The organism is Corallococcus silvisoli, from assembly GCF_009909145.1.
Lineage (GTDB): Bacteria > Myxococcota > Myxococcia > Myxococcales > Myxococcaceae > Corallococcus > Corallococcus silvisoli.
Genome location: NZ_JAAAPJ010000008.1, coordinates 484,484 through 499,424 on the forward strand (window position 1 = coordinate 484,484; position 14,941 = coordinate 499,424).

General features: G+C 69.3%; 11 protein-coding genes. 8 read left to right on the forward strand and 3 right to left on the reverse strand.

Annotated features, from left to right (window positions below):
• Nucleotides 1–17: 17 nt before the first annotated feature.
• The 8 genes from GTY96_RS38725 (at nucleotide 18) to GTY96_RS18525 (ending at nucleotide 8,745) form a co-directional block, all read left to right on the forward strand.
• The gene (locus tag GTY96_RS38725) at nucleotides 18–488 is read left to right on the forward strand and encodes a DUF4265 domain-containing protein (protein WP_161665388.1); all 471 of its coding nucleotides are present in this window, start codon (nucleotides 18–20) and stop codon (nucleotides 486–488) included.
• A 505-nt stretch (nucleotides 489–993) separates the two neighbouring features.
• Nucleotides 994–1,383, forward strand: a complete 390-nt coding sequence (locus GTY96_RS18495; RefSeq protein WP_235685684.1) for a DUF1801 domain-containing protein — start codon at nucleotides 994–996, stop codon at nucleotides 1,381–1,383.
• An 81-nt stretch (nucleotides 1,384–1,464) separates the two neighbouring features.
• Complete coding sequence (hslV, locus tag GTY96_RS18500) at nucleotides 1,465–1,992, forward strand: ATP-dependent protease subunit HslV (protein ID WP_143901434.1); 528 nt, start codon at nucleotides 1,465–1,467, stop codon at nucleotides 1,990–1,992.
• Between the two features lie 12 nt (nucleotides 1,993–2,004).
• Complete coding sequence (hslU, locus tag GTY96_RS18505) at nucleotides 2,005–3,402, forward strand: ATP-dependent protease ATPase subunit HslU (RefSeq protein ID WP_143901432.1); 1,398 nt, start codon at nucleotides 2,005–2,007, stop codon at nucleotides 3,400–3,402.
• A 45-nt stretch (nucleotides 3,403–3,447) separates the two neighbouring features.
• Nucleotides 3,448–4,695 carry an aspartate aminotransferase family protein gene (locus GTY96_RS18510; protein ID WP_328700931.1) on the forward strand — a complete coding sequence of 416 codons (1,248 nt, stop codon included), beginning with the start codon at nucleotides 3,448–3,450 and terminating at the stop codon, nucleotides 4,693–4,695.
• Between the two features lie 87 nt (nucleotides 4,696–4,782).
• Nucleotides 4,783–6,087 carry a tetratricopeptide repeat protein gene (locus tag GTY96_RS18515; protein ID WP_328700932.1) on the forward strand — a complete coding sequence of 435 codons (1,305 nt, stop codon included), beginning with the start codon at nucleotides 4,783–4,785 and terminating at the stop codon, nucleotides 6,085–6,087.
• Nucleotides 6,088–6,102: 15 nt separating this feature from the next.
• Nucleotides 6,103–7,950 (forward strand): molecular chaperone DnaK, encoded by a 1,848-nt coding sequence (gene dnaK / locus GTY96_RS18520; RefSeq protein ID WP_143901428.1) that lies wholly within the window; start codon nucleotides 6,103–6,105, stop codon nucleotides 7,948–7,950.
• Between the two features lie 3 nt (nucleotides 7,951–7,953).
• Nucleotides 7,954–8,745: a tetratricopeptide repeat protein gene (locus tag GTY96_RS18525; RefSeq protein ID WP_143901426.1), complete on the forward strand. Its 792-nt coding sequence runs from the start codon at nucleotides 7,954–7,956 to the stop codon at nucleotides 8,743–8,745.
• Nucleotides 8,746–8,758: 13 nt separating this feature from the next.
• Here the strand turns inward: GTY96_RS18525 and GTY96_RS18530 are convergent, their stop codons facing one another.
• The 3 genes from GTY96_RS18530 to GTY96_RS18540 form a co-directional block, all read right to left on the reverse strand.
• Nucleotides 8,759–9,241 carry an FAS1-like dehydratase domain-containing protein gene (locus GTY96_RS18530; protein WP_143901424.1) on the reverse strand — a complete coding sequence of 161 codons (483 nt, stop codon included), beginning with the start codon at nucleotides 9,239–9,241 and terminating at the stop codon, nucleotides 8,759–8,761.
• Between the two features lie 2 nt (nucleotides 9,242–9,243).
• Nucleotides 9,244–9,639 carry a MaoC family dehydratase gene (locus tag GTY96_RS18535; protein WP_161665389.1) on the reverse strand — a complete coding sequence of 132 codons (396 nt, stop codon included), beginning with the start codon at nucleotides 9,637–9,639 and terminating at the stop codon, nucleotides 9,244–9,246.
• 119 nt (nucleotides 9,640–9,758) lie between these two features.
• Nucleotides 9,759–14,933, reverse strand: a complete 5,175-nt coding sequence (locus GTY96_RS18540; RefSeq protein ID WP_161665390.1) for a myxosortase-dependent M36 family metallopeptidase — start codon at nucleotides 14,931–14,933, stop codon at nucleotides 9,759–9,761.
• Nucleotides 14,934–14,941 lie beyond the last annotated feature (8 nt).

Sequence of the window (14,941 nt, forward strand, 5' to 3'; positions counted from 1 at the left end):
GACAATTGTCAATGGTCATGAGTGGACGTCGAAAGGTGTTTTTCCGTCTTGAACAGGATGAGGACGGATATCCTCCTGTTGGAACGGAGAGTCTGTGGTGCACTCCTGTTGGGGGCGGGCTGTTCGTGCTCGATAATATCCCATTCTTTTTTAGAGGTGCGACGCTCGGGGATTCGATCGAGGTAGAGGAGGAGGACGGGCGCTTGTGGTATCGGGCGACGAGGCGTGAATCTGGGAACTCATTGCTGCGGCTGATTGTTTATGATCGCATGAGTCTTGTGGGGGTTGTGGGGGAGTTGAAGCGGTTGGGTTGCTCGACTGAGTTTGACGCTGCACATGGGGTGGTGGCGGTGAATGTCCCAGGGGGTGTCTCTCTTGGGGAGGTGCGGCGGTACGTTGCCGGAGCCATGACTGCCGGGTTGGTTGACTGTGAAGAGCCGATCTTGAGGCAGGAATGGGCCAGGTCGCCTGGGGAGGGGAAGTCATGAGCGAGTCCGAGACTCCGGCCTACGTCTGTTCGCATGTGTTTCAAAAGACTCACCATGTGCTGCTGGTGTCTCGGGGCGATGGTGACTGGCAGTTCCTCTGTGGAGGTAGCCACGCTGAGGATGAGCACCCCCGGGTCGTTGGGATCAATCACCTCTTCGAGAATGATCCGACGCTGAATGAGGTCCGCGATCTCCCATCGGACTGGGATGCCGAACGTGATTCAGCAGGTGGCCCATGGCGACGGCATCGAACCACTTGAGCAGGAGAGGCTGCCCTGCGCACCGAGGGTCGAGGTCTGCTTGCGACACGGGGACTGCGCAACGTCTGACCTGTGATGAAGCGCGCCACCGTAGTCCTGCACTGTCTTCCTGAGGAGGTCCTGTAAAGAGTCCGCGCACGCGACTTGCCTGTCCGTGAGTGATGTTCTCGTCCCTGGAAGATCGGCACAGGGGGCGAAAGTCGGACTGGTAAGCTCCGCGGAGGCCCAATCGTAAAGGACCGGGGATGGCGACCACGAGCAACGATGTCGACGAGTACATGGCGGCACTCGAACACCCGCTGAAGGCGGAGATCGAAGCCGTGCGCGCCGCCATCCTGGCCTCCGACGCGGCCATCACCGAGCGCATCAAGTGGAAGGCCCCCAGCTTCGTCCACTCAGGTGACGACCGGGTGACGTTCCGGTTGGCCCCCAAGGGCATCTTCCAGGTCATCCTGCACCGGGGCGCGAAGGTGAAGGACTCGAAGGGCTTCGCCTTCGAGGACGACTCGGCCCTCGTGGAGTGGCTGGCTCCGGACCGGGGCGTCGTCACGCTGCCTGACGCGAAGACCGCGAAGGCGAAGAAGGCCGCCCTCGTGAAGCTGGTGGGACGATGGATGAAGGCGACCGCGACCTGAACCCCCGTCCCAGGGTGAGGGAGCGGACAGCCAGGCCGTTTTTACGGGTGGGGGCCGGTCGGTCTTGTTAAACCCCCGGTCATGTTCCATGGCACCACGATCCTCTGCGTCCGCCGCGAAGGGAAGGTCGTCATCGCGGGCGACGGTCAGGTCAGTCTCGACAAGACCATCATGAAGAACACGGCGCGCAAGGTGCGCCGCATCGGCGAGGGGCAGGTGCTCGCCGGCTTCGCTGGCAGCACCGCGGACGCCTTCACGCTCTTCGAGCGCTTCGAAGCCAAGCTCAAGGAGCACCAGAAGAACCTGGCGCGCGCCTGCGTGGAGCTGGGCAAGGACTGGCGCACCGACCGCTTCCTCCGCCGCCTGGAAGCGCTGCTCATCGTCGCGGACCGGGAGAAGACGTTCATCCTCTCCGGCGCGGGCGACGTCATCGAACCCGACCACGGCATCGCCGCCGTGGGCAGCGGGGGCCACTACGCCCTGTCCGCCGCGCGCGCCCTGCTGGCGAACACCCAGATGTCGGCCCGCGACATCTGTTCGCAGTCCATGGCCATCGCCGCGGACATCTGCGTCTACACCAATTCCAACGTCACCTACGAAGAGCTCTGAGAGGACCGCCCCGTGGCCGAATCGCGCAAGTTGTCCGCCTTCACGCCTCGCGAGGTCGTCAGCGAGCTGGACCGTTACATCGTCGGCCAGAACGACGCCAAGCGCGCAGTGGCCATCGCCCTGCGCAACCGGTGGCGCCGCCAGCAGGTTTCCGATGACCTTCGCGATGAAATCTATCCGAAGAACATCATCATGATCGGCCCCACCGGCGTGGGGAAGACGGAGATCGCCCGCCGCCTGGCGAAGCTGTCCCAGGCCCCTTTCGTCAAGGTGGAGGCCAGCAAGTTCACCGAAGTGGGCTACGTGGGCCGCGACGTCGAGTCGATGATCCGCGACCTCGTGGAGGCCGCCATCGCGCTCGTGCGCGAAGAGGAGACGGAGAAGGTCAAGCCGCGCGCGGAGGAGCTGGCCGAGGACCGGCTGATGGACCTGCTCAAGAACGGCGGCCAGTCGCGCACCCCCTCGTCGCCGCCCTTCGGCTTCTCCCCGCCGCCGGCGCCTACGCCCTCGCCACTGGGAGACAGCGAGCGGGAGAAGCTGCGCGCCCAGCTGCGCGCCGGCACGCTGGATGATCAGACCGTGGAGGTGGAGACGAGCGAGAGCTCGCCCACGTTCATGCGCAACTTCAGTGGCCAGGGCATGGAGGAGATCGGCGTCAACCTCCAGGACCTGTTCAAGAACATGCCGGGCATGAAGAACACCCGGAAGCGCCGCCTGCGCGTGCCCGAGGCGCTTCAGGTGCTGCGCGCGGAGGAGGCCCAGAAGCTGGTGGATCCGGACCGCGTCCAGCGCGAGGCCGTGCTGCGCGCCGAGTCCAGCGGCATCGTCTTCATCGACGAAATCGACAAGATCGCCAGCCGCGAGGGTGGCAAGGGCGGCGGGGGGCCGGACGTCTCGCGCGAGGGCGTGCAGCGCGACATCCTGCCCATCGTGGAGGGCTCCGCCGTCAACACCAAGTACGGCCAGGTGAAGACGGACCACATGCTCTTCATCGCCGCGGGCGCCTTCCACGTCTCCAAGCCGGCGGACCTCATCCCGGAGCTCCAAGGCCGCTTCCCCATCCGCGTGGAGCTGGAGGCGCTCTCCGGTGAGGACCTGGTGCGCATCCTGCGCGAGCCGAAGAACTCGCTCATGCGCCAGTACACCGCGCTGCTCGCCACGGAAGGGGTGCGCCTGTCCTTCACGGAAGACGCCGTGGCGGAGATCGCCCGCATCGCCCAGCAGGCCAACGAGCGCACGCAGAACATTGGCGCTCGCCGGCTGCACACCGTGCTGGAGCGGCTCCTGGACGAGGTGTCCTTCACCGCCAGCGAACTGGGCCCGCGCGACTTCCAGGTGGACGGCGCCTATGTGCGCGACCGCCTGGCCGCCATCGTCCAGGACGAGGACTTGTCGCGCTACATCCTCTAGCGCGCTAGCGTGCGCCGCGTTGTCCCACCGCGTCACCCAAGAATCGTGAGGTACACCACCTTGCCGCAACCGTCGCCGTCTCCCGCGTCCACCCCTCCTGGCAACGACACCCTCATCCAGAAGGCCAAGCAGCACCTGCTGCAGAACTACAAGCAGCAGCCCATCGCCCTGGTGCGTGGGCAGGGCACCCGGGTGTGGGACGCGGATGGCAAGGCGTACCTGGACTGCATCGGCGGCATCGCGGTGTGCGCCCTGGGCCACTGCCACCCGGAGGTGGTCGCGGCGGCGAAGGCGCAGCTGGACACGCTCTGGCACGTGTCCAACGTCTTCTACTCGCAGCCGCAGATCGACCTGGCCGCGCAGCTCACCGACTGGGTGGGCCTGCCGCGCGCGTTCTTCTGCAACTCCGGCGCGGAGGCCAACGAGGCGCTCCTCAAGCTCGCGCGCAAGGTGATGAAGGACCGGGGTACGCCGGAGCGCTACGAGGTCCTCTCCTTCGAGAAGAGCTTCCACGGCCGCACGCTGGCCACCGTCACCGCCACCGGCCAGCCGAAGTACCACGTCGGCTTCGAGCCGCTGCCCCAGGGCTTCAAGCACGTGCCCTACGGCGACCTGGAGGCGGTGCGCCGCGCCGTGGGCCCCGCCACCGCCGCCATCCTGGTGGAGCCCATCCAGGGCGAAGGCGGCGTGCGCATGGCGCCCCCCGGCTTCCTCCAGGGCCTGCGCGCGCTGTGCGACGAGCAGGGCCTGCTGCTGCTCGTGGACGAGGTGCAGACGGGCATGGGGCGCACCGGCCTGCCCTTTGGCTTCATGCACGACGGCATCCAGCCGGACGCCATCAGCGTCGCCAAGGCCCTGGGCAACGGCCTGCCCATGGGCGCCATGCTGTGCCGCGAGGAACTGGCCAGGAGCCTGACGCCCGGCACCCACGGCACCACCTTCGGCGGCAACCTGGTCTCCGCCGCCGCCGCCAACGTGGTGCTGCGGCTGCTGCGGCAGCCCGGCCTGCTGGCGGAGGTGCAGGCCAAGGGAGAGCACTTCCTCGCCGGCGCCCGGGCGCTCCAGGCCGCCCTGCCGCAGGGCCGCATCCAGGCCGTGCGAGGCCGCGGCCTGCTCCTGGGCATCGAGCTGGACCGGGAGGTGGCCCCCGTCATCGCGAAGCTGCGCGATGCCGGACTGCTGGTGAACTCGGCGGGCGAAGTCACGCTGCGCTTCGCCCCGGCGCTCATCATCTCCCAGAACGAACTGGACGAAGCGCTGGGCATCCTCCAGCGTGTATTGGCCTCTCTGTAGAAGGGGGAGGGGCATGATGGACCCGGGAAGATTGACGCCCTGCTTCCCGGACACCTACACTTGGGGATTCGCCAGCCTCCGGAACGTGTGACCTTGAGCGCGCCCAACCCCATCGTCGGCCTGGGGGGCAGGACCGACCACATCGCGACCGTGCCCCACCTGGATCCGGCCCGCCTCCACCTCAGTCCGGAGGAGGGCTCGGTGCTGGCGCTGGTGGGCCGCGTCGAACGCATCGACGCGGTGCTGTCCCGCTCGTCGTTGGGCGAGGCCCGCACCATCGCCGTGCTGCTCTCCCTGCGCGCCAAGGGCGCCATCGTCCCGGCCCGCGTGGTGCAACGCGCCACGCCCGCCGCGCCCTCGCTGGATGCCGCGATGGCCGAGGAAGTGGACCTGGAGCCCGAGCAGAAGCGCGAGATCATCGACCTGGAGCGCTCGCTGGACGGGATGGACCACCACGCCGTGCTGGGCGTGCCCCGGGGCGCCACCGCGCAGGAGGTGAAGCAGGCCTATTACAACGCGTCCCGCCGCTTCCACCCGGACCGTTACTTCGGCAAGAACCTGGGCAGCTTCCGCGCGCGGCTGGAGCGCATCTTCAAGCGCCTCACCGACGCCCACAACGCCCTCAGTCGCCAGGAGCCGCCGCGCCCGCCCGCCGCGGCCCCGCCGCAGGCCGCCCCTCCGCCGCAGGCCGCGCGCCCGGCCCCTCCCGCGCCCCCGGTTCCGGGCCGGCGTCCCACGGCGGAGTCCTTCGCGGCCGTCACCCCGCCGCCTCCCGCCGAGCCCCCTCCGCCCGCCCCGGAGGACCCGGAGTCCGAGGCCCGCCGAGCCGAGCGGCAGGCCCGCTTCGCGCGCCACCCGTACATGGCGCGCAGCCACAAGCTCACGGAGCTCATCGCCCGGGGCAAGGCGGCCACCGCGCGCGGGGACTTCGAGCGGGCCTACCAGGACTTCAACCACGTCCTGGGCCTGGATCCGAAGAACCGCGAGGTCGCCTCGCTCCTGGTGGACGCGCGCCGCAAGCACGACCTGCACCGCGCCCAGACCGAGGTGGAGCGGGGGCAGGAGCTGGAGATGCGAGGGGACTTCAGCGGCGCGCAGGCGGCCTACAAGCTGGCCGTGTCGCTCAACGGGGACCACCCGGAGGCCTCCTATCAGGCCGCGCGCGTGGGGCGTGAGCTGGCGCAGGATCCGCAGGAGGTGCGGGCGCTCGCGCAGCGCGCGGTGGAGCTGAAGCCCGGCCGGGCGGACTACCAGCTGTTGCTCGCGCAGGTGCTCCTGGTCGCGGGGCAGAAGAAGCAGGCCAAGCACCACTTCGAGGAGGCCGTGCGCCTGGATCCGGACAACGCCGAGGCCCGCGCGGCCCTCAAGAAGCTGCGTTGGACGTTCTCGTGAGGTGCATGCGTCCCCATGGCTGCTGAGCCCGAACCGCTGATTGGCATCGACCTGGGGACGACGAACAGCCTCGTCGCCACCGTGCAGGACGGTCAGCCCCTCATCATCAAGAACCGCACCGGCGCCCCCCTCACTCCGTCCGTGGTGGCGGTGTCGAAGAACGGCAAGCGCCTGGTGGGCGGCATCGCCAAGCGCCAGGCCATCACCAACCCGCAGGACACGGTGTCCGCGGCGAAGCGGCTCATCGGCCGCAAGTTCTCCTCGCACCCGGTGCAGGACGCGCTGCGCGCGCTGACGTACCAGGTGGTGTGCGGCCAGCACGACGACGTGCGCATCCGGCTGGCGGGCCGCGACCTGGCCGTCCCGGAGGTCAGCGCGATGATCCTCGCGGAGCTGAAGGCGGACGCGGAGGCGCACTTCGGCCGGCCCGTCACCCAGGCCGTCATCACCGTGCCCGCCTACTTCAACGACGGGCAGCGGCAGGCCACCAAGGACGCGGGCCGCATCGCGGGGCTGGAGGTCCTGCGCATCATCAACGAGCCCACCGCGGCGGCGCTGGCGTACGGCTTCGGGCGCACGGTGAACGGGAAGATCGCCGTGTTGGACCTGGGCGGCGGCACCTTCGACGTGTCGGTGCTGGAGATCAACAACGGCATCTTCGACGTGGTGGCCACCGGCGGGGACACCTTCCTGGGCGGCGAGGACTGGGACCACCGCATCATCGAGTGGATGGTCTTCGGCTTCGCCAAGGAACACGGCATCGACCTGCGCAAGGACCGGATGGCGCTCCAGCGGCTGAAGGACGCCGCGGAGAAGGCGAAGGTGGAGCTGTCGTCGGTGAAGGAGACGCAGCTGCACCTGCCCTTCATCTGCACCCCGCCGGGCGGAGGCGCCGCGCTGCACCTGCAGAGCACGCTCACCCGAGAGAAGCTGGAGGACCTGACGGCGGACCTGGGCGAGCGCCTGGTGGGCATCACGTCGGAGGTGCTGGGCGAGGCGAAGGTGCGCCCCTCGGAGCTGAAGGAGGTCATCCTCGTGGGGGGCATGTCGCGCATGCCTCGCATCGTGGATCAGGTGCGCCAGTACTTCCGCCGCGAGCCCTGCAAGGGCGTGCACGCCGAGGAGGTGGTGGCCCTGGGCGCCGCCATCCAGGCGCACGCCCTGGTGGCCCAGGAGGGAGAGCTGCTGCTGCTGGACGTCACCCCCCAGAGCATGGGCGTGGCGATCGCGGGCGGTTACGTGCGCCGCCTGATTCCGCGCAACACCACCGTGCCCACGTCCGCCACGGAGGTGTTCGCCACCTCCAAGGACTTCCAGCGCACGGTGAAGATCATGGTGCTCCAGGGCGAGCACGAGCTGGCGCACCACAACGAGCTCCTGGGGGAGTTCCTCCTCACCGGCCTGCGCGAGGCGCCGCGCGGACAGGTGGAGATCGAGGTGACGTTCGACATCAACGCGGAGGGCATCGTCTCCGTCTCCGCGCGGGACCGCGACACGGGCCTGCGCCAGTCCATCACCGTCACCGCCTCCAGCGGCCTCACCGAGGACGAGCTGCGCCGCATCATGGACGAGCAGCGCGACTGGCTGGTGGCGGCGCGCAACACGGAAGAGCTGAAGTCGAAGCGCGTGGAGCTGGACATCCTGGCCCGTGACCTGGTGGACGCGCTCTCCCGAGTCCGGCTCCTGCCCGGGGCCGGAGGGCTGTCCCCCGACGTCGTCGCCCAAGCGGAGGCCGCCCTGGCCCACGCGCGCCAGGCGCGCGCCGCCGAGGACGTGGGGGCGCTCACCCGGGCCTGCGAGGCGCTCGCCCAGAGCCTGCCGCTGCTGCGCTCGGCCGGACCGCGCGGAACACCGGGGAGGTAGCCCATGAACGCCCTCCGGGCCAAGGCGCTGGTCGAAGCCGGGTTGCTGTTGCGACTGAGTGGCGACATGGCCGGCGCGGAGAAGCTGTTCGTCCGGGCCCTGGAGCTGGACCCGGACAACGCGCGCGCGCGCCGGCTCCTCGGGCGGGACGGCGCTCCGGAGACCGCGGGCGCGAACCCGGGGCCCGGGGAGTCCGGGTGGAACCTCGCGGCCCCCGACCAGGAAGCGGACTGGGGGGCATGGGTGGGCCCGTCGTCGCCCAGCCCCGTGGAGCCGCTGCGCGACTCGGTGAGCCTGCCGGAGGGGACGGGGACGCGAGGCGACGCGTTGGACCTCATCGCGGAGGCCCACCGCACGCAGGAGTTCGGCCTCCCGGAGACCTTCGTGCCCGTGGGCGTCCTGCCCGAGGGCTCGGAGGTGGAGAGCCTGCTCCGGGGAGCGGAGGACCTGCTGTCGCTGGACGACCACTCCGGCGCGGTGGAGCTGCTGCGCCGGGCGCAGTCCCTGGCGCCGGAGAATCCCCGCGTGGAGGCGCTGCGCGACCGCAGCGAGCGCATCCTGGTGTCCATGCTGGAGGCCCGCCTGGGCGACCTGAACCGCATGCCGCGCGTGCGGTTGCAGCCGGACGACATCATCTGGCTCAACCTGGACCACCGCGCGGGCTTCGTGCTCGCTCAAATCGACGGCGCGGTGAGCTTCGACGACCTCTTCGCGCTGTCGGGCATGTCGCGCCTGGACACCGCGCGCATCCTCGCGCAGCTGCTCGACGAGGGCATCATCGCCCCCGGCGAGTAGGCCGCGCCTGCCATCACGCGGAGCGGATGACAGCGGTCCACACGCCGCGCACCACGGGCTCGCCGCTGGCGTTGCGGGTCTCCGTGGTGACGACGAGGAAGTCCATCCCGGCCTTGCGATACAGCTCGGTGATGTGGCCCGTGGTGGTGAGCACGTCGCCCGGGCGCATCACGCCCAGGAATTCCAGCTCCTGTTCGCCGTGCACCAGCCGCACGCGGTCCACGCCCAGCTCCGGGTCCGCGATGGCGGCGCTGAAGGGGCGGATGGCGAAGACCACCGCGAAGCTGGGGAAGGCGATGATGTCGCCGTAGGGGCCCGCCTGCGCGGCTTCCCGCGAATAGAGCAGGGGGCTGACATGGGCGGGGGGCTCGCCGAAGGTGCCCGCGGAGGGCACGGAGCCTCCGAGGAGGAGGGAGAACTCGCGCAGCTTCTCCCGGCCAATCTCGTAGGTGAAGGGGCCGTAGGCACGGCCGACGAATTTCGGGTCCAGGGCCATGGCTATCCGAGCGAGGTTTCCACGACGGCGCCCCGGAGGACGGGCTCGCCGCGCTGGTTGGTGGCGGTGACTTCGGTGCTCATCCGTCCGTCCGCGACGGCGGTGACGCGGCCTTGGAAGGTGACGGTGTCCTCGGGCAGCACGGGCCGGGAGAAGCGCACCTTCACGCGGCGCACGAGGCCTGGGTCGCCCACGAAGACGGCCACGGCCTCCACGGCCCAGCCCAGGGTGCAGAGTCCCTGGAGGATGACGCCGTTGAAGCCGGCGAGTCTGCCCACCTCCGGGTCGAGGTGGATGGGGTTGTAGTCCCCGGAAGCGCCCGCGTAATACACCGGCCTCAGCCGGTCGCACTGGCGGACGTGGGTGAAGGTGTCTCCCACCTGGAACGTGCGTGCCATGAGGCGCGGGAGCCTACCGCGTCCGCCACCGGGGATGCCCGGTGGAAACGAAGAAGGGGGCGGCCCTCATCGTGAGGACCGCCCCCCGTTACTTCAGGGCTTCAGGACTGGACGACGCTCTACGCCTTGCGACGGCGCGAGAGCGCCATGGCCGCGAACAGCGCCATCAGCGGCGCCATGCCGCCCACGGAGCCGCCCGTGGAGGAGCAGCCGCCATCATCCTTCGGCTGCTCCGTCACCGGCTCCTCGTACTTCGCCACGGCGACCTTCACCTCGGCGGTGCTGGAGGCCCCGGCCGCGTCCTTCACCGTCACGGTGAAGGTGTAGTTCTCCGCGTTCGTGGACTTCTTCGCCGTGAAGCTGGCCTCGGCGGTGTCGGCGCCAGAGAGCGTCACGGACGGGCCACCCGTCTGGGCCCAGGCGTAGGTCAGCGCCTCGTGGTCCGGATCCGTGGACGTGGAGGCGTCGAGCTTCACCAGCTCACCGGGACGCACGGCCGAGATGATGCGGGCCTTGGCGACCGGCGCCTGGTTCACCTGCTTCACGTTCACCGTGTAGACGAACGGGCCGGCGACGGCGCCGTCCGAGTCCTTCACCGTCAGGCTGAAGGCCACGGCCGTGTCGACCTGGACCTCCGGCGCGGTGAACTTCAGCGTGGCCGAATCCGTGCCCGTGGCCGTCACAGCGGGGCCACCGACCTGGATCCAGGCGTAGGTGAGGGCGTCACCATCCGGATCCGTGATGCCGGACGCGTCCAGCTCCACGTTGCTGCCCTCGTCCGCGTCGATGGCGGCCGGAGCCTGGCCCACCGGGTGGCGGTTCGCCTTGCGGACCGTGACGTTGACCAGGTCCGTGGTGGACAGGCCACCGGAGGACACGGTGAGCTGGAAGGTCAGCTCGGTGGGGGCGCTGACGTCCGGCGCCGTGAAGCTCGCCGTCGCCGTGTCCGCACCCGTCAGGGTCACCGTGGGGCCGACCTTCTGCTCCCAGAAGTAGGTGACCGCCGTGCCATCCGGATCCGAGCCGGAGCCCGACAGCGTCACCGTGGAGCGAGCGTCCGCGGCGATGTCCGCGCCGGCGTTGGCCACCGGAGCGCGGTCCACGTTCTTCACCGTCACGGCGACGGACTTCGTCGCCTTCGCGGCGCTGCTGTCCGTCACGGTGACCGTGAAGGTCAGCTGCGTGTCCGCCGTCACTTCCGGCGCCAGGAACGAGGCCTTCGCCTTGGTGGCGTTGGTCAGCGTCACGGTGGGCGTGCCGCCCGTCTGCGCCCAGGAGTACGTCAGGGTGCCGTTGTCGAGCGGGTCCGGATCCGACGAGCCCGAGGCATCCAGGACGACCGGCGTGGGGTCACGCTCGTCCACCGAGGCCTGCGCGGAGGCAACGGCGACCGGCACCTGGTTCACGTTGGTGATCTTGACGTCCACCGTCTTCGGGAAGCTCGTCTTGCCAGCCGCGTCGGTGACGACGAGCTGGAAGGTGAGCACGTCGTCATAGTCCACGTTCGCCACGAAGCTCGGCGTCGCGGTGTTCGCGCCGGTCAGCGTCACCGGCGTGTAGCCGCCCACCTGCGTCCAGTTGTAGGTGAGCACGGAGCCCGGGGCGGCGTCCGGATCGAAGCTGCCGGAGCCGTTCAGGGTGACCGTCGTTCGCGTGAACACGCCGCCGACGATGCGACCCTCGGCCACGGCCTGCGCCGGGCCCGGGTTGGCCACCGGGCGCACGTTGCAAGCGCCGGGCGTGGCGCCCTGGTCGGCCTGCGACGGGAACACGGCCGTGGCGCCGGTGAACTTCACGTCATCCACGTCCAGACCGTAGCCACCCACGGCCACGTCGGAGGCGACGCGGAAGCGGAAGCGCACGTTCTTCAGGCCCAGGCTGGGGAAGAAGTCACCGAAGTCGATGCTCGCCGCCGTGAAGGCCGGGAAGCCCGCGCTCACCCGCGCCATCGCGGCGCGGCCCTCGATGGGGTTCTGGCCGCCCAGCTGGATGGCGGCCACATAGCCCGGATCCGCGTCCACCACCGGGTACAGATCCCAGGGGTCGATCCAGTCGATGCCGTCGACCGTGAACTCCAGCACCGCGCCGTCGTAGGCGGCCTTGGTGCTGCCGAAGTCGTACTCAAAGGAGTGACGGTACTTGTAGCTGATGGTGAAGTCCTGCGCCTCGTCCACCGTCATCCAGGGGCTGGTGAGGGTGATCTCCGCCGCGGAGGACGGAGACTGGCCGTGCGCGTACTGGTTGGCCGGCGTGCCGGACAGCGTGAAGTCACCGGAGGACGAGAGGTTCTGCGACACCGTCCAGGCAGACAGGCCGGACTCGAAGCTCTCCGTGTTGCTGACGGCCGGCACGTTGTCGTAGTTGACGCGGGGGTCGAACGTCACCGTCTTCGCCGCCGTCGGAATCTCCGTCGAGTCGAAGAGGACCTTCAGGCCCGCGCGAGCGTTCGCACCCGACACCGCGGTGAGGCTCACCGGGATGGAGAGGGTGGTCTGCGCGCCGCGCGACAGGGCGGGGACGGACACCGTGTTGCCCGCCGGGAACGCCAGGGTGGCCGTGGAACTGGAGGTGCTGATCGTGCCGGTGAAGGCGCTCAGCCCGCCACCGCCCGTGTTGCGCACGACGAGCTTGAGCCGACCCTGCTCGCCCACGTCCAGGATGCCGTCCTGGTCGCAGCCGCTCACGCTGTCATCCAGCTGGACGCTGACGACTTCCAGGTTGCCGCCCGTGGAGAAGCTCTCCACCACGCTCAGGTGGTCGAACGTATTGCGATCCGGAGACTTGGCGCCAAAGCCCATGCCGCGCTTGGCGAACGCCGCCACGAAGCGGCTGTAGTCGGCCGGGTCGTTGGCCTGCGCCACCGCCAGCACCGCGTCGCGGGCTTCCGTGAAGGTGGGCGCGTTCGGCGTCGCCTTGTAGGCGGCGACGAGGTAGCGCTTCATGCGATCCTGCGCCTCCGGGAACGGGTGCGCGTTCAGCAGGCTCGCGTAGCACTCCCACAGCATCGTGGCCCACACTTCACCGCTGTTGTGGACCTCGCTGTTGATGGACGTGTCCGTCGAGGTGGAGTCGGCGGGAAGCGCGTTGAAGTTGGAGATGTGCTTGAACGTGTAGGCGTTCTTGCTCATGTCCGTCGAGTAGGGCAGACGACGGATGCCGTAGTAGTAGCCCTGGTTCTTGCCTCCGCTGCTAACGTAGCCGGCGGTGCTGTAGACGCCTTGCCACTGGTTGTTGCCGGGCTTGGTCACGTCAGACGCGCGCACCTGCATCAGCATCGCGTGGAAGTCACCCCAGCCCTCGCCCATCGAGCGGCCCTGGTTGTTGCTGAGGCCTGCGGCGTTTCCGATGAGGCGGTTGCTGATGTAGTGACCCCACTCGTGGGCGATGATTCCGTTGTCGAGCGTGCCGTCGCGGTCCTGGTTCGGTTCGCGCAGGAACTTCACGCTCACCGGACCGGTGCCCAGCGCCGCCTTCCATGCGACGCCCGCCGCCTGGGTGATCATCAGCGAGGGTGTGGTGACCTTCGCGTCATCCGTGCCATTGCCACCCATGGAGATGGGGCTGCCCGGCGCGTTGTTGACGATGACCGTGGCGATCGCGCCCGCCTGCTGGGCGAAGAGCGACTTGACCACGAAGTTGCACGTGCCGCGGTCGATGAGCGCGATCTTACCGGTGAAGTAGCCTGCGTCGAACGCGGCGCAGCCTAGCGGGTTGGTGGTCGGAGGAGTCTTGAGCTCCCCTGTCATGTCGTACGCCTGCTTGCCGTAGGCCGCGGAGCTGGCCTCGTAGACGCCGGCCAGGGTGGCGGGCGCCGTCACGGACAGCTCGGGCGTACCGTCGAACACGTACATCTGCATGCGCGGCGACGCACCGTCCGCCGGCGTGCTCATGTTCGCGTTGTTGCGGCCGCCGTAGTCCTGGGCCTGGGCCTGGATGGGGTCGCTCTCCGCGCCACCGCGGCCGAAGTTGTACGACTGGGCGTTGCCCGAGGCCTCGTCGAAGCCGGAGTCGTAGAACCAGTCGTGCAGGAAGTTGTTCACATAGAACAGGTTCACCACCGAGGCCTTGATCTGCTGGGGGCTGGACCCCGGCGCCTTGGTGGTGTCGTAGACGTACGCGAACGTGTTGGCGCTGGTCGTCTCCGCGCGGATGTCGGCGCTGTTCGGTTGGAAGCCGTCCGGCGCGGACAGGTCCGCGTACGCGTCCACGTTGTTGCCCGTGGTCTGCGTGGCGTTGGCCGGCAGCCAGGGGTCATTCTGGCTGTAGGGGCTGTTCGCCAGGGTGATGTCGTGCGCCGGGCGGTTCAGCGGGATCTGGAAGCCGTCGCGCGTGCCCGTGGGGTGCGGGGTCGCGTCGTTGCCCTGGGGACCGTCCTCCGGGATGAACGGAGACGTCGTGTCCGCCCAGACCTTGTACGTGAAGGGCGTGCCCGCCGCGTCCACGGTCAGGTCGTTGCGGAAGAGCACCGCGCCGGTGGCCGCCGACACCACGTAGGAGAAGTACTGGCTGGAGCGCGCCGCCTTCGGGCCGGCGTTGACCTCCACGTACCAGGCGGGCTCGAGCGCGCCGGACATCGTGAAGAACACCTGCCGGGCACGGGCCGGGACGGCCAGGTCCTGCGCCAGCGTGGACTTCGCGCCGGGGGACAGCTCGAAGTAGGTGTAGTCGCCCTGCGTGCCCGCGTTGATGAACGAGGTGGCCTGCGTGCCGGAGCCCGTCAGGTCCTTGAACGCACCGGAGACCGCGTCCGCCGCGCTCAGCTGGAACGCGCCGCGCGACTTCGTGCGGGCGGTGAGCGTGAGCTCGGACGGGGCCAGGTAGCCGCTGACGGCCACCAGGCGCAGGTCCTGGCCCATGATGACCTTCAGCTCGTTGCGGAAGACCGGGATGCCGTTCACCGTCTGGTTGAAGGTCGCGACGATGGCGCCCTTGCCGGTGTTGTGCATCGCGCGCAGCGAAGCGCCCGAGACGTCGTCACGCGACAGCCGGTAGCTGTCCGCCACGGTCTGCAGGTGCGCGCGCGCCGCGTTCTCCGCCGTCATGCCAGCGCGGATGACGGACTTGGACAGCGCTCCGTCCTGGGTCGCCCACGCGAACGTGGGCACGCCGAGCCGCTGCTCGGTGTGCTCGATGCGAAGCCCACGGGACACGGCCGTGTTGGTATCCACGGCCAGCGAGCGAGAATCCCGCTGCTCCAGGAACGCGTCGAAATTCGACCGCTCCTTGGCCCACGCGCTGGTACCCGCGACGGGCACCAGCAGCAGGCTGGTCAACAGTTTTTCCCTGAGACGCATGCGCCTTC